This is a genomic window from Pseudorhizobium banfieldiae (assembly GCF_000967425.1).
Taxonomy (GTDB): domain Bacteria; phylum Pseudomonadota; class Alphaproteobacteria; order Rhizobiales; family Rhizobiaceae; genus Neorhizobium; species Neorhizobium banfieldiae.
The window spans coordinates 3,297,501-3,318,650 of sequence record NZ_FO082820.1; the positions used below are offsets into that span (position 1 = coordinate 3,297,501).

A 21,150-nucleotide genomic window follows, 5' to 3' on the forward strand; every position below is an offset into this window, starting at 1 on the left:
TCCGCTTGACGCGGAAGAGCAGCCGGTCCGATCCGGCATCGACGGCGACCGCTGAATCGTCCGGGATGTTTCCGGAGAGAATCTGCTCGGCCATCGGGTCTTGAACGAACTTCTGGATCACCCGCTTCAGCGGCCTTGCGCCATAGACCGGATCATAGCCCTTGTCCGCAAGCCACTCGCGGGCTTCCGGGGTGAGCTCGATCGCGATCTTGCGCTCGGCGAGCAGCGATATCAGCCGCTTCATCTGGATATCGACGATCGCGCCCATTTCCGTCCGCTGCAGGCGGTGGAAGAGGATAATCTCGTCGACGCGGTTGAGGAATTCCGGCCGGAACGACGCCTTGACCACGTCCATCACCTGATCGCGCACCTGGTCGGTATCTGCACCTTCCGGCAGGGTGGTGAGATACTCCGCCCCGAGGTTCGAGGTCATGATAATCATCGTGTTCTTGAAGTCGACCGTGCGGCCCTGCCCGTCCGTCAGGCGCCCGTCGTCGAGCACCTGCAGGAGAACGTTGAACACGTCCGGATGCGCCTTCTCGATCTCATCGAACAGCACGACCTGATAAGGCTTGCGGCGAACGGCTTCCGTCAGTGCACCACCTTCCTCATAGCCGACATAGCCGGGAGGTGCGCCGATCAACCGGGCGACGGAATGCTTCTCCATGTATTCCGACATGTCGAGGCGCACCATCGCCGTCTCGTCGTCGAACAGGAAGCGCGCGAGCGACTTCGTCAGCTCCGTCTTGCCGACGCCGGTCGGCCCGAGGAAGATGAACGAGCCGATCGGCCGGTTGGGATCCTGCAGGCCGGCGCGCGACCGGCGCACGGCGCGCGAGACCGCCTGAACGGCGTCACCCTGGCCGACCACGGACTTCGCCAGCTCGTCTTCCATGCGAAGCAGCTTGTCACGCTCGCCTTCCAGCATCTTGTCGACCGGAATACCGGTCCAGCGGGAGACGACATGGGCGATGTTGTCCGGGCTGACGACCTCCTGCACCATGGCATTGGTGCTCGAATCCTGAGCTTCCGCCGCGGCGAGATCCTTCTCCAGGCCGGGGATCACCCCATAGGCAAGCTCGCCCGCGCGCTGGAACTCGCCACTGCGTTGCGCGATCGCCAGTTCGTTGCGCGCCTCATCGAGCTGCTTCTTGAGGTCCGCAGCAAGGCCGAGCTTCTGCTTCTCCGCCTGCCAGCGGGCCGTCAGCGCATCTGCCTGTTCCTCCAGCGACGCGAGTTCGCTTTCGAGCCGCGACAGCCGGTCGGCCGACGCCGTGTCGGTTTCCTTCTTCAAGGCCTCGCGCTCGATCTTCAGCTGGATGATGCGGCGGTCGAGCTCGTCCAGTTCCTCGGGCTTGGAATCCACCTGCATCCTGAGCCGCGAGGCGGCCTCGTCCATCAGGTCGATCGCCTTGTCCGGCAGGAAACGGTCGGTGATGTAGCGGTTGGAAAGGGTTGCGGCAGCCACCAGCGCGGAGTCGGAGATCCGCACCTTGTGGTGCTGTTCGTACTTCTCTTTCAGTCCGCGCAGGATCGAGATCGTGTCCCCCACCGTCGGCTCGTCGACCATGACTGGCTGGAACCGGCGGGCGAGGGCAGCATCCTTCTCCACATGCTTGCGGTATTCGTCGAGCGTCGTAGCCCCGACACAGTGCAGTTCACCACGAGCAAGCGCCGGCTTCAACAGGTTGGAGGCATCCATCGCGCCATCGGCCTTGCCGGCGCCAACCAGAGTGTGCATCTCGTCAATGAACAGGATGATCTCACCGCTTTCCGCCTGCACCTCGTTCAGGACCGCCTTGAGGCGTTCCTCGAACTCGCCGCGATATTTCGCGCCTGCAATCAGCGAGCCCATGTCGAGTGCCATCAGCTTCTTGTCCTTCAGGCTCTCCGGCACGTCGCCATTGACGATGCGCAACGCGAGACCTTCGGCAATCGCCGTCTTGCCGACGCCGGGCTCGCCGATCAGAACCGGGTTGTTCTTCGTGCGGCGGGAAAGAACCTGGATCGTGCGGCGGATCTCGTCATCCCGGCCGATCACCGGGTCGAGCTTGCCCTCTCGCGCTTCCGCGGTCAGATCGCGGGCATACTTCTTCAGCGCGTCGAAACCCTGCTCGGCATTGGCGCTGTCGGCGGTGCGACCCTTGCGAACCTCGTTGATGACCTGGTTGAGGGCCTGGGCAGTCACACCCGCCTTTTTCAGCGTCGCGGACGTGGATGCCGTGCTTTCGATGGCAAGTGCCAGAAGCAGCCGCTCCACGGTGACGAAGCTGTCGCCCGCCTTCTTGGCAGCCTCTTCCGCGGTGGTGAAGACCTTGGCAAGCGGCTGCGACAGGTAGACCTGGCCGCCACCGCCCGACACCTTGGGCAGTTTGGCAAGGGCTGCATCATTGGCAAGACGCGCTTCCTTGGGATCGCCGCCGGCGCGGGTGATCAACGAGGAAGCCATCCCCTGGTCGTCGTCCAGGAGAACCTTCAGCACATGCTCGGGCGTGAACTGCTGGTGCCCTTCGGAAAGGGCATGGGTCTGCGCCGATTGCAGGAAGCCGCGAACCCGCTCGGAATATGTGTCGATATTCATGTCGAACCTCCACAGATCGTTCCGCCCTTTCATAAGGCACGAAACGATGATTGAGATTGAGCTCCCTCAAAAGGCGAGCCCTTCGCCGGAAACGTCGGCGTTGAACGAGATATGGGAGGCGGTTTCGCAGATTTAAAGAACCGGTCACGGCTCGCAGGGATATCTTTTGAGGCGGCCTTGGCGGCACGATCTGGCCACGTTGCCGCTCAACGTCCCCGTTCGGCGCGCCGTCTGGCTATATAGGGCAGCACGAACATATGGAGGCCGGTGATCAGGAGCAGAAAGAGCGGCGGCAGCGGCGCATAGCCGATCCAGGCGGGCGGCTGCCCAAGTGCCATGAAGATGAAGTTGGCGATAACCGTAACGGTAAAGGCGATCGACAGCCAGCGATGGCCCTGCCGAATTGCGTAGCTCAAGGTCATGTCAGTCCTCCTCTTGCGTGGCCGTCACATCGCCCCCCTCGAACGCTGTGGATGAGACTGCGTCAGTTCCGTTCTCTGAGAACGCGCTCCATGGCGTCCAGGAACCTCGGCCAGCCCGCCTGTGCTCCCCGGTAATATGGCTGCTGCTCCGGTTGGAAACCTGTCTGCTCAATGCGCAGCCGTGTTCCCGTCTCGCTCGGGAATAGGGTCCAGGTGACGATGCTCCTGAGGTCCTTGGTATCCCATGTATAAGACAGCGCCTTGCCCGGCTCGATTGCCCGTACCTCGCAGTTGACGGAACCCCAATCCGCACGCAGGCTGAAGCGATGACCCATCTCCGGCTGGAAGTCGCCCTTCATCAGCCACTCCTCGATCAGATGCGGCTGCGTCAGCGCCCGCCAGATCTTCTCCGGCGGATAAGGAAGGTCCCGCTCAACGACGACCGAAAGCGTATCGACAGACATAGAGTTCATTGATCCATCCTCTTCAGCAGATCTTCCAGCGCAACAAAGCTTGCGTCCCAGAAGCGGGTCATCTCGCCCGACCAGTCGATGATCGACTTCAGGGGGGCCGGTTCTGCGCTGTAGTGGTTGTGACGCCCATCGGGCCGATCTTTCACCAGACCCGCCTGCTTGAGAACCACGAGGTGTTTCGAAACCGCCGGCTGCGAAATTCGGGCACGGGCAGTCAATGCAGCAACCGTCTGTTCGCCGTCGCGGCACAAGTGCTCGAATATCGCCCTGCGCGTGGGGTCGGCCAGGGCCTTGAAGAGAAGCGTCTGAGGATCTTGTGCCACTATCGATAACCAATCAGCTATTTATCAGTCAAATAACCAATCAGCTATCTGTGAGTCAAGCCTAAGCCGGTGCCGGATTTCAACTGGACGGCAAACGGGATATATCCTGGTGACGTAATGTTATTGCATTACAACATCTAGGAGACAGTCATGCTTCGCCTGCCGCTTATTGCAGCGTCCTCCGCCATCCTCATAGCAACGCTCAGCCCTTCGAGGGCAGATGAGGTGGAGGCCTGGCGGCTTCTGGTCGGAGACCAGAAGGATGCAAAGCTCACAGTGCTGGATGGCGCCACCGGACACCAGATCGCGCAGTATCAGCTTGAAGGCTACGTCACCCATTTGGTTGCGAGCGAAAGTAGGAAGACCGCCTTTGCGGTTCAGATGGATGCCGACGCCGTCGACGTGATCGCCACGGGCGTCACCTTCTCTGATCACGGAGAACACAAGGATGTGGAACTCAACCAGCCGGCGCAACTCGGGCGGATCCATGGACGGCGGCCGGTCCACGCGGTACCGCATGACGATCAGGTTCTGCAATTCTTCGACCTGGAAGGCGAAGCACGCATCTTTGACGAGGCTGCGCTTCTGAGAGGCGAAATGACCCATGGGGTTGTGAGGTCGACCGCGCCTCATCACGGCGTGGCGGTGCCGCTTGGAGCCTACATGCTCATATCCGAGCCGGACGTTTCAAAGGCGACAAAGGAAGGAGACTTGCCGCCGCGACTGGGGCTGAAGGTTCTGAACGGCGAAGGACAACAGGTAGGAGAGATCGCGACCTGCACCGGCCTGCACGGCGAAGCATCTTCCGCAGGGATGGTCGCATTCGGGTGCGAGGAAGGCGTACTGATCGCCTGCAGGGGTGGAAGTGGGACGCCCGAGCTTGAGATGCTGTCCTATGGCGACGACATGCCGGAAGGGCAGGTCGGCACTCTACTGGGCGGACGAGCCATGCAGTTCTTCCTCGGCAACTACGGTGACGACAAGGTTGTCGTGATCGACCCCTCTCAGGAGAACCCATTCCTTCTGGTCGAGCTTCCCGTCCGGCGGGTGGACTTCGCCCTTGATCCTGCGCGGCCCACGACAGCCTATGTGTTCACGGAAGATGGGACACTCCATGTACTGGATATTCTCACCGGCCGCCTGACGAGATCAGCTCAGGTCACGGAGCCTTACAGCAAGGACGGGCACTGGCGCGATCCGCGTCCGCTCTGGCGGTCATGGGCACGGAGATCGCCGTGACGGACCCGCGCCGCGAGCGCATCCTTATCCTCGATGCCGGCACCTTGGCGGAGAATCGCTCACTGGCAGTCACAGGTACTCCGTTCAACATCGTCGCCGTCGGGGGCTCCGGCATCAACCACTAGGCGCGGACAGTGATGGCCTCATGCCGTGGCGGAATGCTTGCCGATGAGACCATTTATAGAAAAAGACCCCGGCGTTACGGCCGGGGTCCTGTGGTCTTGGTGCTGATCAGTCGGGCTACTCCCCGGGTGCGTCCGCCAGTTCGGGTTGAGACTCGGCTGCGCCGGCCTCTGAAGTCGCACCTTCTTCTCCCCGACGGGGGCGACGCGGGCGGTTGCCGGCATTGCGACGGCGCGGCTGGCGTTCACGTTGCGCGCCCTGCTCTTCCGATTCCACGGCAACCTCGGCTGGTATACCCTCGATCACGGGCTGAGGCCCGGATCCGTCGATGGCAGGCGTCGCCTCGGCTGCAGGGAGCGGATCACGCTCGCGGCGATTTTGACGTTGATGATCCCGTTGTTCGCGAGGCTGCTGGTTGTCCCGGCGTTGCGACTGGCCCTCAGCCGAAGGCTGCTGGCGGAACGAACCCTCGTCATCCCCCTCATTGGTGTCGATGTCGTCGCCGTCCTGCCCTTCGCGATCCTGGAACTCACCGCGGTCGTCGCGCTGGAAGCGCTCCTGCATCTGCGCCTGGGCCGTTGCGATGATGCGGTTGTAGTGTTCCGCATGCTGCAGATAGTTTTCTGCCATCACTCGGTCGCCAGAGCTCTGTGCGTCCCGCGCCAGTGCTGCGTACTTCTCGGCAATGTGCTGCGCCGTTCCGCGGATCTTAACGTCTGGGCCGGAGCTGTCATAGGTGCGGGTAAGAGGATTGCCGCCCTTACGATTGAAGTTGCCGCCGCCGCCACTGTTGTTGCTGCCGCCACGCCCTCGACCGCGCTTGTTCTGCTGTCCTGGCCTCATAGATAGATCACCTGAATTGTCTGTTATCCGCTGATAGGGGGCCGCGCGGCCATGCTGGCTCGCGCCAGACCGAGACTTCGCGCGCCGCGCACAGGAGGACACCGAGCCACCTGCCGCTAGTGAAAGTCAAATTACCTGAATCACGCACCAGGAAATGTTCAACCTTTGAAACTCAAAAGAGCCGGTCTCAGGGTTGACCTTAACCCGAACGAATCTCCGTTCATTCCCAGCCGCCCGGTACGTGGCCGCAAACTATCGCGCTTCCTTTGGAAATCCAAGCCTTTTCTTTCGCTGTGCAAAATCAATGGCCAGGTTCCGCCTTGGCAAACAGAAGGACACGATCCTTGTCGCCAAAATCCCGAAGCGCCTGATGCAGGACAAAGCCTACCGCCTGGAAGATCGTCCTCACACTGTCCCTCTGGTCATAGCCGATCTCGACTCCGACCATTCCGCCGGGCGCCAGAACCTCACCGGCACCTGCGGCGATGGCACGGTAGCAGTCGAGCCCGTCCGGTCCGCCATCAAGCGCACGCAGGGGATCGAACTCCCTGACTTCCGGCTCAAGCGCCGCGATAACGCCCGTTCTGATGTAAGGCGGGTTTGAAACTACGATGTCAAACCGCCCTGTAACCTCTTCCAGCCAATTGCTCCGGATCGTCTCGAACCGGCCAGCCAGGCCAAGCCTCGCCGCGTTTTCGCGGGCAGTCTGTAACGCTGCCTCGGATAGGTCAGTGCCGACTCCGGTCGCCTGCGGGCATTCCTTCAGGAGTGCCAGGACGATTGCGCCGGTTCCGGTTCCCAGATCCAGGATGCGTGCTTCACCTCGCGATGCGACAATCTGCCTCACATAGGGAAGGATGGCATCGACGAGGATTTCCGTGTCCGGTCGCGGCTCCAGCGTCTCCGGAGAGAGCTTCAGCACCATACCGTGAAATTCTCGTTCTCCTAATATGCGGTGCACGGGCTCCCGTTTCAAGCGTCGCCCGATAGCTTCCGCTATTTTCTCGAGCTCAGGGGCGCCAATCTCGCGGTCGCCCCTGACAAAGACGTCCGTAGCCGTCAGGCCGAGTACGCCGCCGATGAGAATTCTCGCTTCGATCGTCGCGTCCGGCAATCCGCCTGCGGCAAGTCGGCTCCTCGCATCTGCAACCACGGCGGAGAGCGTGGTCACCCCTGCTGCTCGCCAAGTTGTGCCAGCTGGCCCGCCTGGTAGTCGGCGATCAGCGCATCGACAACCTCGTCAATCTCGCCCTCCATCATTCGGTCGAGCTTGTAGAGCGTCAGGTTGATACGGTGGTCCGTCACGCGCCCCTGCGGAAAATTATAGGTTCGGATGCGTTCCGACCGATCGCCGGATCCGACCTGACTCTTGCGGTCGGCGGATCGCTCGCTATCGGCCTTCTGCCGCTCCATGTCGTAGAGCCGCGACCGCAGCACCTGCATCGCCTTTGCGCGGTTCTGGTGCTGCGATTTTTCCGAACTCGTTACCACCAATCCCGTCGGAAGGTGCGTGATCCGGACGGCAGAATCGGTGGTGTTGACGTGCTGCCCACCAGCGCCCGATGACCGCATGGTATCAATCCGGATGTCCTCCGGGCGGATCTCGATGTCGATCTCCTCGGCCTCCGGCAAGACGGCCACGGTCGCCGCCGAGGTGTGGATCCGCCCCTGCGTCTCGGTGTCCGGCACCCGCTGGACTCGATGGACACCCGACTCGAACTTCAGCTTCGAGAACACGCCGCGCCCGCTGACGGTAGCGATGATTTCTCTGAAGCCGCCGGCCTCGCCCTCGCTGGCGGAAAGCACCTCCACCTTCCAGCCCTTGCCCGCGGCATACCGCTCGTACATCCGGAACAGGTCGCCCGCAAACAGTGCCGCCTCGTTGCCGCCGGTGCCGGCGCGGATTTCCAGGATCGCACTCTTCTCATCCGCGGCATCCTTCGGCAGCAGCAGGACCTGCATATCCTTTTCCAGCGCCTCGACCCTCTCCTCGGCCTCCGGCAGCTCCATCTCGGCAAGCTCGCGCATTTCGCGATCCGTCGCCTTGTCGGCGAGCAGCGTCCTCAGGTCGGCCACTTCCGCGGTTGCCTTCTCATAGTCGCGGATCTTGCGCACGACAGGCTGCAACTCCGAATATTCGGACGCGAGCCGCACATAAACGTCCGCAGCCGGGCCTTCGGACATGCGGGCCTCGATCTCGCCGAAGCGGCGCTCCAGTTCGCGCATCTTCTCTACAGGAAGCTTCGCCACCCGCTTCTACTCCATATTGTTGTCTTCAGACCGGAATGCCGTTCTCTGCCGCAAACCGCATCAGCAGTTCGCGGACCGGCTCTCTCGGCTGCCTGTCGTCCAGCGCCGCGTTCAGGGTCTCCGTCAGCCTGTCCGCATCGAGCGACAGGAGCATGGCCTTGACCGGACCGACAGAGGTTGGCGCCATCGAAACGGAGCGGAAGCCGAGTCCGATCAGGGCCATGGCCGAGAGCGGCTTGCCGGCCATCTCGCCGCACAGCGTCAGCGGCGTCTTGTTGCGTTCCGCCGCCCGCACGATGTCACGCAGGATCCGCAGGAACGGCCGGCCCAGCATGTCGAACCGATCAGAGACACGTGCATTGCCACGGTCGGCAGCCATTGAAAACTGGAAGAGGTCGTTTGAGCCGACGGAGACGAAATCCACCTCGGCCATCAGCTCGTCCAGCTGCCACATCAGCGCCGGCACCTCGAGCATGGCGCCGAACTGCAGCTTGCGCGGCAGGCTGTGCCCGAATTTCGAAAGGTGCTGGACCTCCTTCTGCAGGAGGTCGCGCACGGCATGGATCTCGGCAACCTCCGTCACCATCGGCAGCATCATTCTGAGTTCCGCATCGGCAGAGGCGCGCAGCAGGGCCCGCAGTTGTGTCCGCAGGAGGCCCGGACGGTCGAGCGACAGGCGGATCGCCCGCCAGCCAAGCGCCGGATTTTCCTCCTCATGCGCGCGGAAATAAGACACGACCTTGTCGCCGCCGATGTCGAGCGCCCGGAAAGTGACCGGAAGTCCACCGGCCTGCCGGATGACATTGCGGTAGAACGCCTCCTGCTCCTCGAGCTTCGGCATGGTCGAGGCGATCATGAACTGGAGTTCGGTCCGGAACAGCCCGATGCCGTCCGCACCTGATTCCGGCAAATGTGGCAGGTCCACGATCAGCCCGGCATTCATCATCAGGCTGATGCGCTTTCCGTCCTTGGTGACAGGATCGACGTCGCGGAGCGCTCGGAACTGTTCCTGGCGGCGGGCGCGTAGCCGGACCTTCTCCTCGTAGGCCTTCAGGACATCCGATACCGGCCGCAGGTGAAGCTGGCCGTCGTCGCCGTCGATGATCGCAGCGTCACCGTTCTCGGCGAGCGCAACCGCCCCGACCGCCTGACCGACCACCGGAATGCCCATCGCGCGCGCCACGATCACGACGTGGCTGGTGACGGCGCCGTCTTCCAGCACCAGCCCGCGAAGCCTTTCCCGCGGGTAGTCGAGAAGCTCGGCCGCACCCATGGCGCGCGCGAAGATTATCGCGTCAGCGGGCATGCCCTCACCGATCGACCGCCCGCTAAACCCGGTCAACTGCCGCAGCAGGCGATTTGCAAGGTCGTCGAAATCATGCATGCGCTCGCGCAGATACGGATCGGTCAGGCGCATCATCCGCGCCTTGGTGTCGCTCTGCACCTTCTCGACGGCCGCTTCCGCCGTCAGGCCGTTGTGGATCGCCTCCTCCATGCGCCGCACCCAGCCCTGGTCGTAGGCGAACATCCGGTAGGTCTCGAGCACCTCGCGATGCTCGCCTTCGGTGGCCACGTCGCGGCGCGACAGCATGTCGTCAATGGAGATCCTGAGCGAGCCCAGCGCCTCGGCCAGCCGCCGCACTTCGCTTTCGGCGTCTTCGTTGAGAAGATTGGTCACCACCACGCGTGGCTCGTGCAGGATCACGTGTCCCAGCCCGATGCCCTCGTTGTAGCCGTCTCCCTCGATCGTGACGGGGCGCGTCAGGTCGAGCTCGAGGCCGGGCTTGGTGATCTTCTTCAATTCCCCGGTGGCGATCATTTCGGCGATTACCATGGCAGTCGTTTCGAGCGCCTCGACCTCATCTTCGCGATAGGTCCGACTCGCCTTGTTCTGGACGACCAGGACGCCCAAAGTGCGGCCTGCCCTTAAGATCGGCACGCCGAGGAAGGAATGGTAGATTTCCTCACCCGTTTCAGGGAGATAGCGGAAGGCGGGATGGGCCTGAGCATCGGAAAGATTGAGGGGTTGCGCCGAAGCAGCGATCGTTCCGACAAGACCCTGCCCCATTTTGAGCTGTGACAGGTGGACCGCTTCCGGATTGAGGCCTTCGGTGGCGTAGAGTTCGAGCACTCCGTCCGATCGCAGCACGTATACGGAGCAGACTTCCGCCACCATGTTGCTGGCGATCTGGCGGACGATGCGGTCGAGACGCTCCTGCGGATCCAGCGGCTCCGCCATCAGTTCGCGCAGCCGCCGAAGCAGCACGCGCGGCCCAGCCGACAGGTCTCTCATCGGCATCATCGCTCCCGAAACAAGGTGCCCCACGCCTCGGGATCGACCCTTCCACAGGTGGGAAGGGTGGCCCCTCGGCTCATGCTCAACTCTTATCGAGACCGTAGGCGGAATGCAAAGTCCGAACAGCAAGTTCCGAATATGCACCATCGATCAGGATGGAAATCTTGATTTCCGACGTCGTGATCGCCTTGATGTTGATGCCTTTTTCGGCAAGTGCCTTGAAAGCTTGCGCCGCGACGCCCGCATGGCTGCGCATGCCGATGCCGATCACCGACACCTTGCACAGCCCTGATTCGTTCTGGGCGACGTCGAAGCCGATCTTTTCCTTGTTGTCCTCGAGGATCTTGAGCGCCTTCTGAACATCCCCATAGGGCACCGTGAAGGTCATGTCCGTGCGCGATCCGTCCTCCGAAATGTTCTGGACAATCATATCGACATTGATGTGCGCCTCCGCGAGCGGCCCGAAGATGGCTGCCGAGACGCCGGGGCGGTCAGCCAGCCGGCGGAGCGAAATCTGCGCCTCATCCTTGGCATAGGCGATGCCGGTGACGACTTCCTGTTCCACGATCTCTTCCTCGTCGCAAATCAATGTGCCGGGCGGGTTGATGAGGTCGCCCATGCCCGGCGCATCGGGATCCTCGAAACTCGAACGCACGAAGGTGCGGACCTTGTGGACCATCGCAAGCTCGACGGACCGAACCTGCAGGACCTTGGCGCCCAGCGACGCCATTTCCAGCATCTCTTCGAAGGTGATCTTCTTCAGCCGACGCGCCTTCGGCACCACGCGTGGGTCCGTCGTGTAAACGCCGTCCACGTCCGTGTAGATGTCGCAACGGTCTGCCTTGACGGCTGCGGCGATTGCCACGGCAGACGTATCCGAGCCTCCGCGACCGAGCGTCGCGATGCGATTGTCGGGGCCGATACCCTGGAAGCCGGCGACCACGGCCACCTGTCCCTCGCCCATGCGGCGGATGATGTCCGCCCCGTCAATCTCTTGGATGCGGGCGGCCCCATGGGCATTGTCGGTCTTGATCGGGATCTGCCAACCTTGCCAGGAGCGGGCGTTGATGCCCATCGATTGTAGGGCGATGGCAAGCAGCCCTGAGGTCACCTGTTCGCCCGACGCCACGACGGCATCATATTCGCGAGCATCGTAAAACGGGGAATTGGCTCCCGCCACCTTCGGAATGTCCTGGACCCAACCCACGAGCTCGTTCGTCTTGCCGGACATCGCCGAGACCACGACCGCCACCTCGTTTCCGGCATCCACCTCGCGTTTCACATGGCGAGCGACGTTGTGGATGCGCTCGAGATTGGCGACTGATGTGCCGCCGAACTTCATGACGATGCGTGCCATGCTGACTGATACCACCCGTTCGCTCCCAAGGGAGCGGATCTCTCTGCCCGTCTTCAGGAAGCAGACGGATTTCGCCGGGTCTCTTATCGAAAAGGTGGGTGGCGTGCAATGGCGGCCGGCACGGCATGTGGCAACGTGAGAAAGGAAGGGCGGACCCTTGACGTCTACCCTTCCTCCAAAATCGCAACTATCTACGAGTCTCTTGGTTTCGCAGGCATTCGATGTCGTTGGCGATGCATGTCTCGCCGCCTGGGCCAGGAATGACCTCAAAGCGTGAACGATCTCGATCGGAACGGCGATCGCGGTCACGGTCCCAGTCTACCCGGTCTCTGTCTCGGTCCCGGTATCTCCGATCCCTGTCGCGGTCCCAGCGATCACGGTCACGGCGGTCCCAGCGGTCACGATCGCGGTAGAAGTCACGACCGCGATAATGCCGGTCCCAGTAGTTGCCGATCTCGAAGGTGACCGTGGGGATACCGAGCGGCCGGTAGTACTGGGGACCTACATGGACGCGCCGCTGCTGATAGGCTGCCTGCACATAATTGCCGGAAACCCAGCCACGGCCACCGCTGAAGGCAACATCGCACCAGTTGACGTTACTCATGCAGCCGTAGATGGTGACCGGTGCACCGTTCGGAATAACGGTCACGGCGGGATAGGACGTACTTGGCCCGGATCGCATGTTGACGTTTGCAGTCGCGAAACCACGTACCGCCGCATCGGCCAGAGATGGTGCAGCCACCACTGCACACAGGGCAGCAGCGGCACTGAACAGATATTTCCTCACGTGTTTTCTCCTGAAACAGGCGGCTACGCCGCTCTTGTTTCCGCTCAATGTTTGACACCCTGCCATTGTTCCGCACGGCCCCTGAACCGGTTATGAACGGCTCGCGAATCAGAGATAGTGGCGCAGGAATGCCAGATGCGCCCGGCGCATCGCCGGCATTCGGCAACGGCCCTTGACTTCTGCTGCCGATCGTCCGACCTCAGGTTCAAACGCCGGAGATGACACCCCATGACCGATGCCGCCAAGACCACGATCGACCAGAGCGAAGTTGACCGCTTCTCCGCCATGGCGGCGGAATGGTGGGACCCGACCGGCAAGTTCAAGCCGCTGCACAAGTTCAATCCGGTGCGCCTCACCTACATCCGCGACAGGGTCTCGGAGAACTTCGGCCGCGATCCAAAGGCGCACCTGCCGCTCTCCGGCCTTCGCGTCCTTGATATCGGCTGCGGTGGCGGCCTTCTCTCGGAACCGGTCGCCCGCATGGGCGCGACGGTCGTCGGCGCCGACCCGTCGGAAAAGAACATCAGGATTGCGCAGACACATGCCGCAGAAACAGGTGTAGAGATCGACTACCGCGCCGTCACGGCAGAGCGACTGGCCGAAGCCGGCGAGATGTTCGACGTCGTCCTCAACATGGAGGTTGTCGAACATGTCGCCGACGTCGACTTCTTCATGCGCACCTGCGCTTCGATGGTGAAACCGGGCGGTCTGATGTTCGTGGCTACGATCAACCGCACAATGAAGGCCCGCGCGCTGGCCATCTTCGCTGCCGAGAACATCCTGCGCTGGTTACCTAGGGGCACGCACCAATATGAGAAGCTGGTTCGGCCAGAGGAGCTGGAAGCGCCGCTTGGGGCGAGCGGCATGGACATCATTCACCGCACCGGCGTCTTCTTCCATCCCCTGCAGGACCGCTGGAACCTGTCGCCGGACATGGACGTCAACTACATGCTGCTGGCGAAGCGGCCCGCCTAGCCCTAGTTGGCATCCTCGGGCAGCACCGGCAGCGGTGCCACCTCGATCCCTTCATCGAGCAATTCGCGCACGTCGGCGAAGCTCGCCTGGCCGACAATGCCCCGCGCATCCGCCTCACCGTAGTGGATCTTGCGGGCCTCTTCGGGAAATCTCTCCCCGACATCCTCGGCACTGGCCTTGATCGCAGCCACGGCTTCCTTCAGCTTCGCCATCACCTGCTTTTGCGCAAGGTCCATGGCGACCGCCTGCTTCTCCTCCTTTTTCCGTGCCGTGGAAACGGAGGGCGCCATCAGTGACTTGGAGACATCAGCGGAACCGCAGACGGGACAGGTGAGGAAGCCGGCTTCAACCTGCCGGTCGAAGTCCGCGCTTTCGGAAAACCATCCTTCGAAGCCGTGGACATTGTCGCAGACAAGCGAATAGCGGATCACGCGGCGACCCCCTTCGCCTCCGCGGCCACCGTGTCGAGCGTGAAGTCGCGAGCGTTCTTGAGGTTCGGGATCTTGGCCCGCGCGGCCTTCACCTGGTCGACATCGATCTCCGCGATTACGACGGCCTCGCCACTGCCTCCGGCCGATGCAAGTACCTTGCCCCAGGGGTCGATAATCATCGAATGACCGAAGGTCTCGCGCCCATCCTCATGCACGCCCGCCTGGGCAGCGGCAATCAGGAAGGCACCGTTCTCGATGGCACGAGCCCGCAGCAGCACTTCCCAATGCGCCTCGCCCGTCTGCCGCGTGAACGCCGCCGGGACGGTCAGCACATCGGCACCGGCGACAGCCTCGGTGCGGAACAACGCCGGGAAGCGGACGTCGTAGCAGATTGCAAAACCGAGTTTGCCGAAGGGAAGCTCCGCCACTCTTGCCTCTCCGCCTGGCCGGTAGACGGCGCTTTCGCGCCAGCTCTCGCCATTGTCGAGATCGACATCGAACATGTGGATCTTGTCATAGGTGCAGATCCGGTCGCCGCCAGGCGCAAACAGGAAGCCCCGATTGGCGATCTTGCCGTCGGCAAGTGCAATGGCCGTCGACCCGACATGGACGTGGATCCCGAGGTCGCGGGCAAGCTCCTGGGCGGTGGAAACGATGACGTCGTTCGCCTCGTCCTTGAGCACCGCCATCAGCCCCGCGCGATCTTTTTGCACAGCACCCGTCATTTCCGGCGTCTGAACATAGACCGCGCCCTGGGAAGCGGCCTCGCGCACGAGCTTCGTCATGTCGGCGGCGTTCTTCTCCGGATCGACGCCGGAGCACATCTGGATGGCAGCAGCCTTGAACGTCATCGTCCCTCTCCTCAGGCGGCGAGCATCGGATCGAGCTTGCCGGCACGATCGAGCGCATGAAGATCATCACAGCCGCCGACATGCTCGCCATTGATGAATATCTGCGGGAAGGTGGAACGGCCAGCCTTGCCGATCATCTCCTGGCGCACGTCCGGCGAATAGGTCGCATCGTGCTCGGTGAAGTCGACGCCCTTGGACTGGAGCAAAGACTTGGCGCGGGAGCAGTAACCGCAGCCCAGGCGGGTGTAGATCGTAACATCTGCCATCGAGATTCTCCGGGAGCGACCAGGTGGGAAGTGCCGCGCAGTTGGTGTTTGAAGCTTCATATAGGCCCGGCGATAGCCATTGCAAAGGTCAAAACGGTGACTTCCGCCGCTCCCGCCTTCTTAAGCGCTCGGGTCGCGGAGGAGACCGTCGCGCCCGTGGTAAAGACGTCATCGACCAGCACCAGATGGTTCCCCGCGACGTCCATCTCTCGGCCCGGCACCACCTTGAATGCCGCACGGACATTCTCCTCGCGACGCCTGGCGGTCAGCCCGACCTGCCGCGCCGTTTTCTTCACCCTGACCAGCGTCGCCGGCAGGAACGGCCGGCCGGAAAGATGTGCCAGGTGCCGGGCAAGCTCCGCTGACTGGTTGAACTTCCGCCCGGCGAACCGCCAACGATGCAGGGGGACGGGCACGATGCCGTCGCACTCGAGGACATGCCGCTCGGACGCACGCAGCATCCAGGCGGCCATCATGGGGGCAAGGTCGGTGCGATCGCGATATTTCAGCCCGTGGACCAGATGACGCACGGGACCTTCGTGGATCGCGACGCTGCGCAGCCGATCGAAGACCGGCGGCGTGGCGATCGCCTCCGCCGATACCATGCCCTCACCCGGATTATATCCGAACGGGATGCCGAGGATCTCGCAATAGGGTCGTTCGATGAAACGGATCTCGCGCCAGCACGTTGCACAAAAGCTCGGCTGCCCGGCGAGGATCACGCCGCAGCCGGGGCAGGCAGGCGGGTAGACAAGGTCGGCGATCCAGCGCAGCCAGGCCGATCTGGGTGGTGTTGGCATGCCAAAAGCCGACTTGTGTCCGTCCCCCATGGATTGACATTTGCGCCCGCGACGCGCCATTCCGCAACTGGAAATGCAAGGACCTAGCTCAATGGAGATTCTTTTCGACCAGGCGCTGGTGGCAGCACGGCGGGAACGGGCGTTCAGGAATGCCGAGCCGGGAGCCTCCTTCCTGCTCGACCTGGTGGCGCACGAGCTGGCCGAACGGCTCGCTGTCGTAGAGCGACGGTTCGAGACCGCTGTTGAACTCCATGGCGGCACAGGCATCGCAGCACGCCTTGCGAACGAAACCGGCAGGATCGCCAGCATCGAGCGGGTCGAGACCAGTTCCGTCTTCGCAGCGTCCGGTGAGCCCTTGACGGTCGCTGCGCTCGACGACCTACCGCTGGAGCCGGCTTCGGCCAGCCTCGTGCTTTCGCCGCTCTCCCTCCACCTGGTCAATGATACACCGGGCATGCTTGTCCGCATCCGGCGGGCCCTGAAGCCCGATGGCCTGTTCATGGCGGCGATACCGGGAGCCGGGACGCTTGCCGAACTGCGCGATGTGTTGCTCGCGACCGAGATAGAACGGACCGGCGGCGCCAGCCCTCGCGTCATCCCCTTCGCCGACGTTCGGGATGTAGGGGCGCTGCTGCAAAGGGCAGGCTTCACCCTGCCGGTGGTGGATGTCGAGAATTATACGGTCCGCTACGACTCGATCTTCCCGCTGATGCGCGACATCCGTGCGATGGGAATGGCCAATCCGCTGGTCGGGCGCAGCCGGCAGCCCGTCAGCCGGGGCTTCTTCATTCGGGCAGCGGAGTTGTACGCGGAACGCTACGCGGATCCGGACGGACGCATCCGTGCAACCTTCTCCATCATCTACGTCTCGGGCTGGGCACCGCATGAGAGCCAGCAGAAGCCGCTGAAGCCTGGCTCCGCGAAGATGAGGCTCGCCGACGCCCTGCGAGTGCCGCGGGATGAGGAACCCGGGAGCGCTAGTTGACGGCGTTCGTGAGATAACCTTCGATCGTCTCGAACACGCTCACCAGCGTATCGGCGAAGCCGCCGAAGGCCGCGACGAGAACGACAGCGATGAGAGCTGCGATCAGACCATATTCGACAGCGGTTGCTCCGTCCTTGCTGCCCGAGAACGCGTTCAGAAGACGCATGCGGTATTTCCTTTCTCAGGGAGACCTGGGCTAGCAGCGCGCGTCCGTGTCGTAGGGCTGGATGATGCAGACCGATCCGGGCGTTTCCTGAAGGATACTGCGGCGAATGGTATATTGCTTCGACCCCTTTTCCGCCGGCTTGATCGAGCCCGTGGTGATGCGGTCAAATTCTTCCTGCACATGCGCAAGGCGGCGGGCATCGCCGCTATCGGCGACCATGGGTGTCACGATGAGGGATAGCGCTATTGCCGCCGTGCCGAACAGGAGGGCGATATTCAGGGCGCCGGTCTTGCCCGACCTGTACGACGACCGGTTCCGGACCCGCACAGTCTTCCACGATTCCTCGTCCATGTCTCAAAGCCTCGACGCAGATACTGCCTTGGTAAGCCTCGAGACTAGGCGAATTGGTTAAACGATCTGTTAACGCCGATTTACGAATAGGCGCAACTGTTACCAGGCTTCTACAGGAGATCCTGGAGAAAGGGGATGAGCGGCTCGTCGGCGGGCGGCATAGGGTAGGTGCGGAGGTCGCGGCTGCGAACCCATTTGATCGCCTGGCCCTCCATCCCCCGTGGAATGCCCTCGTAGCGCCGGCAGATGTAGAGCGGCATCAGCAGATGGAAGGTGTCGTAGGTGTGGCTGGCGAAAGTGAGCGGAGCCAGGCAGGGGACTTTCGTCGTAACCCCGAGCTCTTCCTGTAGCTCACGGATCAGCGTCTCTTCGGGTGTTTCACCCGGCTCCACCTTTCCGCCCGGGAATTCCCAAAGACCTGCCAGTTCCTTTCCTTCCGGCCGCTGCGCCAGGAGGATACGATTGTCGGTGTCGACGAGGGCGCAGGCCGCGACCAGCAGCATTCGCCGCGGTTGAGATTGCACCACGTTTAGGCCTCCCGCCAGTAATGATATTGATAGGCTTGCCGGAAACCGAACTTCCGATACAGCCCGAGCGCCGCTAAGTTGTCCGCTACGACCTGAATCCAGGCGCTCCGGGCCCCGCTGATGCGGGCCCAGCGCAGGGCGGAGGACAGGATCTCCGTTCCGCGCCCCTGACCGCGTGCGCTGGCGGCGACGGCAAGTCCCATGACGCCGGCGAGGTCGTTATCCTGGACGCAGAGGGCAACGGCGACCGGTCCGCCCGCAGAATTCTCGATCGTGAACAGCCCCTTCGCCGGCTTGATGGCGTTGAGTACTTCAGCAAGCGCAGGCTTGAGCGCCGGATCCTCCCCGGCGACCAGCAGGCTCGCGTCGATGAAGCGACTGACATCATGCGTGGGGAGGTGATCAATCGTATCCGGCAATGCCAGGCGAGCAAGATCCGCCGTCATCACGTTCACCGTCTCGAACCGCTTCCAGCCGGCCTCGGACAGGTGCTCGACAAGTTGCGTGGGCGCCAATGGCGTCTCGCGCAGGATGAGCGGCCGACCGTAGGCCTGGAAGCGCTTGCCCGCCTTCTCGAGGCGCAGGTCCATGTCCCGGAAATCGGAAGGATCGAGCGGCACGACGCAATTGAGGCGTTTGGAGGGATGTCCGCCCGCAAGCCGGATCTGCCAGCTGCCGTCATAGATCACCGAGGCGGCCGGCCAGGCCCGGAAGCCGACGGCCTCCAGACGGCGGACCAGCGGCAGATTGCTCGCGGACGGTGTTGCCTGCATCGCCCGCATCAGCTCCGGTAGTCGCCGTTGATGGCCACATATTCCTTCGTCAGGTCGCAGGTCCAGACGGTCGCCCGCCCCTCACCCAGCCCGAGATCCACCCGGACAGGAATGTGCTCTTCTTTCATGACCGCGCTGGCAGCCGCTTCGGAATAGTCCGGATCGCGTTCGCCGTTGACTGCGACACGGACATCGCCGAACCAGATCGCCAGCCGGTCCCGGTCGGCCATCTCGCCGGCCTTGCCGACCGCCATGACGACGCGACCCCAGTTGGCGTCTTCGCCGGCCACCGCCGTCTTGACGAGGGGCGAGTTGGCGATGGAAAGCGCGATCCGCTTTGCAGCGGCGCCGGTCTCGGCGCCGGTTACGGTGACCTCCACCATCTTGCGAGCACCCTCACCATCGCGAACCACCTGGAGCGCCAAGTCCTTGAGAAGCGCGTTCAGCGCGGCTCGGAACTCCGCCAGTGCCGGGTCCTCGACAGAGGTGACCCTCGCCTGTCCGTCGGCCGCGGCGGCACCCGTGGCAAAGAGCATTAGCGTGTCCGAGGTGGAGGTGTCGCTATCGACGGTCACGGAGTTGAAGGTGGGGCCGACGCCGGCGGACAGCAGCTGCTGCAGTACGTCCGGCGCGATGTCCGCATCGGTCGCGACGAAGGACAGCATGGTCGCCATGTCGGGCGCGATCATGCCCGCCCCCTTGGCAATGCCGTTGATCGTCACTGTGACGCCACCGATGGCAGCCAAGCGTGTCGCGACCTTCGGATAGGTGTCGGTGGTCATAATGGCCTTGGCAGCGTCCAGCCAGAAATCCGGTTCTGCATCGGCATTCATATCGCCGAGCACCCCTGCGAACTTGCCGGCATCCAACGGCTCGCCGATCACGCCCGTCGACGCCAGATATACCTCGTTCTCAGCACATCCCACGGCCGAGGCCGCAGACTTCGCCGTCAGTTCCGTCGCGGCCCTGCCCTTGAGGCCGGTGAAGGCGTTCGCATTGCCCGAATTGACGACGACCGCCCTTGCCTTGCCATGAGGCAAATTCGCGCGGCAGAAATCGACCGGCGCCGAGGGGCATTTGGAGCGCGTGAATACACCGGCCACCGCTGCCGGCTGGTCAAACACCATGAGCAGAACGTCGGTACGATTCTTGTACTTGATCCCGGCGGCAGCGGTTGCCATGCGTAGGCCGCGGATCGGCGGCATGTCCGGGTAGGATTTTGGAGCAAGCGGGGAGACGGAAGCGGACATCGGAGGCATCCAAACTGAATATGGAAAGGCCCGGAAAACCGGGCCCTTGTAAATTACTTACTGCTGAGGCGCGGGCGCTTCGCCGGCTGCGGGATCGGCATCGGGCGCCTTGTTGACGTCCTCATAGCCCTTGCGCAGCGTCTCGTCCATGATCTCGACCGTCTGCTCCGCCTTGGCCTTCTCGATCAGCGCCAGATACTTGTCGCGCATGACCAGCTGGCGAACCTGCGGCTCAACCTGTTCCAGCGCCGGGGGCTGGACGTCACGACGGTCCTCAAGCTTGATGACATGGAAGCCGAACTGCGACTGCACCGGCGTCTTCGTGTAGGCACCCTTTTCCAGCGCGAAGGCAGCCTCCTCGAATTCTGGGACCATGCGGCCCTTCGAGAACCAGCCGAGGTCGCCACCGTCGTCCTTGTTGGAATCTTCCGATTTCGTCTTGGCAAGCTCGGCGAAATCCTTGCCCGCGTCGAGGTCAGCGATGACCGCCTTGGCCTCTTCCTCGGTCTTGACCAGGATATGGCGGGCGTTGACCTCTTCCTGCTTCGGCAGGGCGGCTATTTCCTTCTCATAGCGTGCCTTGACCTCTTCGTCGGTGACGGCGTCGACAACGTGCTTGCGGAAGTAAGAGTTATGCAACTCGCGATCCTTGATGTACTCCATCCGCTTCTGGAAATCTTCCGTCTCGGCAAGCCCCTCCTCGGCGGCGCTTTGTGCGAGAAGTTTCACGTCGATCGCGCCCGACAGGGCAGCCACGCGCTTCTGCTCGTCCGGAAGCTGCTGGAGCTGCGGATCGAGGTTGGCCACGGCCAGGTCGAGCTCGGACTGAAGGATCTCCAGGTCGCCAACCTTGGCGACGACGGCCTCTTCCTGCGCGAAGGCGGAGGCACCGAAGGAAAGCCCGACAGCAAGGGCAGCCGTGGCGAGAAGTTTATGGCGCAGCATCAAGTCACCTTTCAAGAATGATTGCCGGTCTCGATATAGCCCGAAGCCGGCCGGAAAGCGTTCACAAACATCGGAATGTGGCCTTTGTGTATCGGCCGTTACCGTTGACATCAAATCGACCCCCTCTTATCTGTCA

General features: G+C 62.7%; 24 protein-coding genes and 1 pseudogene (1 of these 25 cut by a window edge). 5 read left to right on the plus strand and 20 right to left on the minus strand.

The window, feature by feature from the left end:
* From clpB to NT26_RS16060, 4 genes are all read right to left on the minus strand, one after another.
* On the minus strand, positions 1–2,581 hold the 5' portion of the coding sequence (clpB, locus tag NT26_RS16045) for an ATP-dependent chaperone ClpB (RefSeq protein ID WP_052640241.1). Its footprint begins 26 nt before the window's first position; 2,581 of the gene's 2,607 nt are visible here — the first part of the coding sequence; the start codon lies at positions 2,579–2,581; its stop codon lies off the left edge, out of view.
* A 206-nt stretch (positions 2,582–2,787) separates the two neighbouring features.
* The gene (locus NT26_RS16050; RefSeq protein ID WP_052640244.1) at positions 2,788–3,003 is read right to left on the minus strand and encodes a hypothetical protein; all 216 of its coding nucleotides are present in this window, start codon (positions 3,001–3,003) and stop codon (positions 2,788–2,790) included.
* 62 nt (positions 3,004–3,065) lie between these two features.
* Entirely contained in the window at positions 3,066–3,476 is a 411-nt protein-coding gene (locus tag NT26_RS16055) for an SRPBCC family protein (protein WP_052640245.1), read from the minus strand.
* Complete coding sequence (locus tag NT26_RS16060; RefSeq protein WP_052640246.1) at positions 3,473–3,799, minus strand: ArsR/SmtB family transcription factor; 327 nt, start codon at positions 3,797–3,799, stop codon at positions 3,473–3,475. Before NT26_RS16060 ends, NT26_RS16055 begins: the two co-directional genes overlap by 4 nt.
* Before the next feature lie 150 nt (positions 3,800–3,949).
* On the opposite strand from NT26_RS16060, the gene NT26_RS16065 reads away from it, so the two are divergent.
* Complete coding sequence (locus NT26_RS16065) at positions 3,950–5,038, plus strand: metallochaperone AztD (protein ID WP_244467633.1); 1,089 nt, start codon at positions 3,950–3,952, stop codon at positions 5,036–5,038.
* Positions 5,035–5,163 carry a hypothetical protein gene (locus tag NT26_RS23305; protein ID WP_280136220.1) on the plus strand — a complete coding sequence of 43 codons (129 nt, stop codon included), beginning with the start codon at positions 5,035–5,037 and terminating at the stop codon, positions 5,161–5,163. The genes NT26_RS16065 and NT26_RS23305 overlap by 4 nt, the downstream gene beginning before the upstream one ends.
* A 115-nt stretch (positions 5,164–5,278) precedes the next feature.
* Here NT26_RS23305 and NT26_RS16070 read toward each other — a convergent pair whose 3' ends face one another.
* From NT26_RS16070 to NT26_RS16090, 5 genes are all read right to left on the minus strand, one after another.
* Positions 5,279–6,004: a DUF4167 domain-containing protein gene (locus tag NT26_RS16070; protein WP_052640247.1), complete on the minus strand. Its 726-nt coding sequence runs from the start codon at positions 6,002–6,004 to the stop codon at positions 5,279–5,281.
* Between the two features lie 301 nt (positions 6,005–6,305).
* Positions 6,306–7,175, minus strand: a complete 870-nt coding sequence (prmC, locus tag NT26_RS16075; protein WP_052640248.1) for a peptide chain release factor N(5)-glutamine methyltransferase — start codon at positions 7,173–7,175, stop codon at positions 6,306–6,308.
* Positions 7,172–8,254, minus strand: a complete 1,083-nt coding sequence (gene prfA / locus NT26_RS16080; RefSeq protein WP_052640252.1) for a peptide chain release factor 1 — start codon at positions 8,252–8,254, stop codon at positions 7,172–7,174. The genes prmC and prfA overlap by 4 nt, the downstream gene beginning before the upstream one ends.
* A gap of 25 nt (positions 8,255–8,279) precedes the next feature.
* A complete protein-coding gene (gene ptsP / locus NT26_RS16085) occupies positions 8,280–10,547 on the minus strand; it encodes a phosphoenolpyruvate--protein phosphotransferase (RefSeq protein ID WP_052642274.1) in 2,268 nt (755 codons plus the stop codon).
* 85 nt (positions 10,548–10,632) lie between these two features.
* Positions 10,633–11,907, minus strand: a complete 1,275-nt coding sequence (locus NT26_RS16090) for an aspartate kinase (RefSeq protein ID WP_052640254.1) — start codon at positions 11,905–11,907, stop codon at positions 10,633–10,635.
* Between NT26_RS16090 and NT26_RS22830 the strand changes: the two genes are divergently transcribed.
* Positions 11,906–12,046 (plus strand): hypothetical protein, encoded by a 141-nt coding sequence (locus tag NT26_RS22830; RefSeq protein ID WP_156157147.1) that lies wholly within the window; start codon positions 11,906–11,908, stop codon positions 12,044–12,046. The genes NT26_RS16090 and NT26_RS22830 overlap by 2 nt on opposite strands.
* A 48-nt stretch (positions 12,047–12,094) precedes the next feature.
* Here the strand turns inward: NT26_RS22830 and NT26_RS16095 are convergent, their stop codons facing one another.
* Positions 12,095–12,694, minus strand: coding sequence for an SH3 domain-containing protein (locus NT26_RS16095; RefSeq protein ID WP_065814551.1), 600 nt, complete (start codon positions 12,692–12,694; stop codon positions 12,095–12,097).
* Between the two features lie 228 nt (positions 12,695–12,922).
* On the opposite strand from NT26_RS16095, the gene ubiG reads away from it, so the two are divergent.
* Positions 12,923–13,669: a bifunctional 2-polyprenyl-6-hydroxyphenol methylase/3-demethylubiquinol 3-O-methyltransferase UbiG gene (gene ubiG, locus NT26_RS16100; protein WP_052640256.1), complete on the plus strand. Its 747-nt coding sequence runs from the start codon at positions 12,923–12,925 to the stop codon at positions 13,667–13,669.
* Positions 13,670–13,671: 2 nt separating this feature from the next.
* Here ubiG and NT26_RS16105 read toward each other — a convergent pair whose 3' ends face one another.
* Genes NT26_RS16105 through NT26_RS16120 form a run of 4 tightly spaced genes read right to left on the minus strand, consistent with a single transcriptional unit; the run spans position 13,672 to position 16,017 of the window.
* Positions 13,672–14,100: a DUF1178 family protein gene (locus NT26_RS16105; protein ID WP_052640258.1), complete on the minus strand. Its 429-nt coding sequence runs from the start codon at positions 14,098–14,100 to the stop codon at positions 13,672–13,674.
* Positions 14,097–14,951 (minus strand): carbon-nitrogen hydrolase family protein, encoded by an 855-nt coding sequence (locus NT26_RS16110; RefSeq protein WP_052640260.1) that lies wholly within the window; start codon positions 14,949–14,951, stop codon positions 14,097–14,099. Before NT26_RS16110 ends, NT26_RS16105 begins: the two co-directional genes overlap by 4 nt.
* An 11-nt stretch (positions 14,952–14,962) precedes the next feature.
* Positions 14,963–15,217 (minus strand): glutaredoxin 3, encoded by a 255-nt coding sequence (gene grxC, locus NT26_RS16115; protein WP_052640262.1) that lies wholly within the window; start codon positions 15,215–15,217, stop codon positions 14,963–14,965.
* A 56-nt stretch (positions 15,218–15,273) separates the two neighbouring features.
* Complete coding sequence (locus NT26_RS16120) at positions 15,274–16,017, minus strand: ComF family protein (RefSeq protein WP_244467634.1); 744 nt, start codon at positions 16,015–16,017, stop codon at positions 15,274–15,276.
* 91 nt (positions 16,018–16,108) lie between these two features.
* On the opposite strand from NT26_RS16120, the gene NT26_RS16125 reads away from it, so the two are divergent.
* A complete protein-coding gene (locus NT26_RS16125) occupies positions 16,109–17,002 on the plus strand; it encodes a methyltransferase domain-containing protein (RefSeq protein WP_052640266.1) in 894 nt (297 codons plus the stop codon).
* On the opposite strand, the gene NT26_RS22470 is transcribed toward NT26_RS16125, so the two are convergent.
* The 6 genes and pseudogenes from NT26_RS22470 to NT26_RS16150 form a co-directional block, all read right to left on the minus strand.
* Positions 16,995–17,168, minus strand: a complete 174-nt coding sequence (locus NT26_RS22470) for a Flp family type IVb pilin (protein WP_082077742.1) — start codon at positions 17,166–17,168, stop codon at positions 16,995–16,997. The two genes, NT26_RS16125 and NT26_RS22470, sit on opposite strands and share 8 nt — an antisense overlap.
* A gap of 30 nt (positions 17,169–17,198) precedes the next feature.
* Positions 17,199–17,519 carry a hypothetical protein gene (locus tag NT26_RS16130; protein ID WP_052640268.1) on the minus strand — a complete coding sequence of 107 codons (321 nt, stop codon included), beginning with the start codon at positions 17,517–17,519 and terminating at the stop codon, positions 17,199–17,201.
* A 110-nt stretch (positions 17,520–17,629) separates the two neighbouring features.
* Positions 17,630–18,022: an 8-oxo-dGTP diphosphatase MutT gene (mutT, locus tag NT26_RS16135; RefSeq protein ID WP_052640270.1), complete on the minus strand. Its 393-nt coding sequence runs from the start codon at positions 18,020–18,022 to the stop codon at positions 17,630–17,632.
* 26 nt (positions 18,023–18,048) lie between these two features.
* Positions 18,049–18,859: pseudogene (locus tag NT26_RS16140) on the minus strand (GNAT family N-acetyltransferase).
* Positions 18,828–20,069 (minus strand): bifunctional glutamate N-acetyltransferase/amino-acid acetyltransferase ArgJ, encoded by a 1,242-nt coding sequence (gene argJ / locus NT26_RS16145; protein WP_052640272.1) that lies wholly within the window; start codon positions 20,067–20,069, stop codon positions 18,828–18,830. Before argJ ends, NT26_RS16140 begins: the two are co-directional and overlap by 32 nt.
* 57 nt (positions 20,070–20,126) lie before the next feature.
* Positions 20,127–21,014, minus strand: coding sequence for a peptidylprolyl isomerase (locus NT26_RS16150; RefSeq protein WP_052640274.1), 888 nt, complete (start codon positions 21,012–21,014; stop codon positions 20,127–20,129).
* Positions 21,015–21,150: the final 136 nt, after the last annotated feature.

What these genes read in the sequence shown, in the direction of transcription:
- NT26_RS22470 (WP_082077742.1), bottom strand. Translation starts at nt 17,168, where the DNA reads ATGCGTCTTCTGAACGCGTTCTCGGGCAGCAAGGACGGAGCAACCGCT.
- NT26_RS16150 (WP_052640274.1), bottom strand. Translation starts at nt 21,014, where the DNA reads ATGCTGCGCCATAAACTTCTCGCCACGGCTGCCCTTGCTGTCGGGCTT.
- argJ (WP_052640272.1), bottom strand. Translation starts at nt 20,069, where the DNA reads ATGTCCGCTTCCGTCTCCCCGCTTGCTCCAAAATCCTACCCGGACATG.
- NT26_RS16070 (WP_052640247.1), bottom strand. Translation starts at nt 6,004, where the DNA reads ATGAGGCCAGGACAGCAGAACAAGCGCGGTCGAGGGCGTGGCGGCAGC.
- ubiG (WP_052640256.1), top strand. Translation starts at nt 12,923, where the DNA reads ATGACCGATGCCGCCAAGACCACGATCGACCAGAGCGAAGTTGACCGC.
- NT26_RS16130 (WP_052640268.1), bottom strand. Translation starts at nt 17,519, where the DNA reads ATGGACGAGGAATCGTGGAAGACTGTGCGGGTCCGGAACCGGTCGTCG.
- NT26_RS16090 (WP_052640254.1), bottom strand. Translation starts at nt 11,907, where the DNA reads ATGGCACGCATCGTCATGAAGTTCGGCGGCACATCAGTCGCCAATCTC.
- NT26_RS16055 (WP_052640245.1), bottom strand. Translation starts at nt 3,476, where the DNA reads ATGAACTCTATGTCTGTCGATACGCTTTCGGTCGTCGTTGAGCGGGAC.
- NT26_RS16125 (WP_052640266.1), top strand. Translation starts at nt 16,109, where the DNA reads ATGGAGATTCTTTTCGACCAGGCGCTGGTGGCAGCACGGCGGGAACGG.
- NT26_RS22830 (WP_156157147.1), top strand. Translation starts at nt 11,906, where the DNA reads ATGCTGACTGATACCACCCGTTCGCTCCCAAGGGAGCGGATCTCTCTG.
- ptsP (WP_052642274.1), bottom strand. Translation starts at nt 10,547, where the DNA reads ATGAGAGACCTGTCGGCTGGGCCGCGCGTGCTGCTTCGGCGGCTGCGC.
- mutT (WP_052640270.1), bottom strand. Translation starts at nt 18,022, where the DNA reads ATGCTGCTGGTCGCGGCCTGCGCCCTCGTCGACACCGACAATCGTATC.
- NT26_RS16120 (WP_244467634.1), bottom strand. Translation starts at nt 16,017, where the DNA reads ATGCCAACACCACCCAGATCGGCCTGGCTGCGCTGGATCGCCGACCTT.
- NT26_RS16050 (WP_052640244.1), bottom strand. Translation starts at nt 3,003, where the DNA reads ATGACCTTGAGCTACGCAATTCGGCAGGGCCATCGCTGGCTGTCGATC.
- NT26_RS16110 (WP_052640260.1), bottom strand. Translation starts at nt 14,951, where the DNA reads ATGACGTTCAAGGCTGCTGCCATCCAGATGTGCTCCGGCGTCGATCCG.
- grxC (WP_052640262.1), bottom strand. Translation starts at nt 15,217, where the DNA reads ATGGCAGATGTTACGATCTACACCCGCCTGGGCTGCGGTTACTGCTCC.
- NT26_RS16065 (WP_244467633.1), top strand. Translation starts at nt 3,950, where the DNA reads ATGCTTCGCCTGCCGCTTATTGCAGCGTCCTCCGCCATCCTCATAGCA.